Annotated in this window: 1 rRNA gene; it reads right to left on the bottom strand. The window is 53.9% G+C overall.

Features of this window, described 5'->3' with window-relative positions:
- Window positions 1–69: 69 nt before the first annotated feature.
- Window positions 70–1,604, bottom strand: a 16S ribosomal RNA gene (locus tag AB0P14_RS17900).
- Window positions 1,605–1,790: the final 186 nt, after the last annotated feature.

Genomic DNA, 1,790 nt, shown 5'->3' with positions numbered 1-1,790 from the left:
TAGGTCTTTACTCCTCACACCACCAACACAACCCATGCGGGCCATCTCGTGGCGTTTGGTGCTCCTTAGAAAGGAGGTGATCCAGCCGCACCTTCCGGTACGGCTACCTTGTTACGACTTAGTCCCAATCGCCAGTCCCACCTTCGACAGCTCCCTCCCCACAAGGGGGTTAGGCCACCGGCTTCGGGTGTTACCAACTTTCGTGACTTGACGGGCGGTGTGTACAAGGCCCGGGAACGTATTCACCGCAGCGTTGCTGATCTGCGATTACTAGCGACTCCGACTTCATGGGGTCGAGTTGCAGACCCCAATCCGAACTGAGACCGGCTTTTTGGGATTAGCTCCACCTCACAGTATCGCAACCCATTGTACCGGCCATTGTAGCATGCGTGAAGCCCAAGACATAAGGGGCATGATGATTTGACGTCGTCCTCACCTTCCTCCGAGTTGACCCCGGCAGTCTCCTATGAGTCCCCACCATAACGTGCTGGCAACATAGAACGAGGGTTGCGCTCGTTGCGGGACTTAACCCAACATCTCACGACACGAGCTGACGACAACCATGCACCACCTGTAAACCGACCGCAAGCGGGGCACCTGTTTCCAGGTATTTCCAGTTCATGTCAAGCCTTGGTAAGGTTCTTCGCGTTGCATCGAATTAATCCGCATGCTCCGCCGCTTGTGCGGGCCCCCGTCAATTCCTTTGAGTTTTAGCCTTGCGGCCGTACTCCCCAGGCGGGGCACTTAATGCGTTAGCTACGGCGCGGAAAACGTGGAATGTCCCCCACACCTAGTGCCCAACGTTTACGGCATGGACTACCAGGGTATCTAATCCTGTTCGCTCCCCATGCTTTCGCTCCTCAGCGTCAGTTAATGCCCAGAGACCTGCCTTCGCCATCGGTGTTCCTCCTGATATCTGCGCATTTCACCGCTACACCAGGAATTCCAGTCTCCCCTACATCACTCTAGTCTGCCCGTACCCACCGCAGATCCGGAGTTGAGCCCCGGACTTTCACGGCAGACGCGACAAACCGCCTACGAGCTCTTTACGCCCAATAATTCCGGATAACGCTTGCGCCCTACGTATTACCGCGGCTGCTGGCACGTAGTTAGCCGGCGCTTCTTCTGCAAGTACCCTCAACCAACAAAAATGCTGGCCTTGTTCCCTACTGAAAGAGGTTTACAACCCGAAGGCCGTCATCCCTCACGCGGCGTCGCTGCATCAGGCTTTCGCCCATTGTGCAATATTCCCCACTGCTGCCTCCCGTAGGAGTCTGGGCCGTGTCTCAGTCCCAGTGTGGCCGGTCACCCTCTCAGGCCGGCTACCCGTCGTCGCCTTGGTGAGCCATTACCTCACCAACAAGCTGATAGGCCGCGAGTCCATCCAAAACCAATAAATCTTTCAACAAAACCCCATGCGAGGTAAAGTCAATATCCAGTATTAGACCCCGTTTCCAAGGCTTATCCCAGAGTTAAGGGCAGGTTACTCACGTGTTACTCACCCGTTCGCCACTAATCCCCCGCAAGCGGGTTCATCGTTCGACTTGCATGTGTTAAGCACGCCGCCAGCGTTCATCCTGAGCCAGGATCAAACTCTCCGTTAATAACTAAATAAACAGACACACACACTCACACCGGAAAAAGATGACGAATGCATGCACTAAATTCGAAACCAGCTAAACGATCATGCATCACCACAGGGGCGGCAACACACAACCAAATAACCAATTCAATATAAATAAATTGGTATCAATAAAACTTGGCACACTATTGAGTTCTCAAACAACAAC

The organism is Specibacter sp. NPDC078709, assembly GCF_040686795.1.
Classification (GTDB): domain Bacteria; phylum Actinomycetota; class Actinomycetes; order Actinomycetales; family Micrococcaceae; genus Specibacter.
This window is presented reverse-complemented; position numbering and strand designations above follow the sequence as displayed.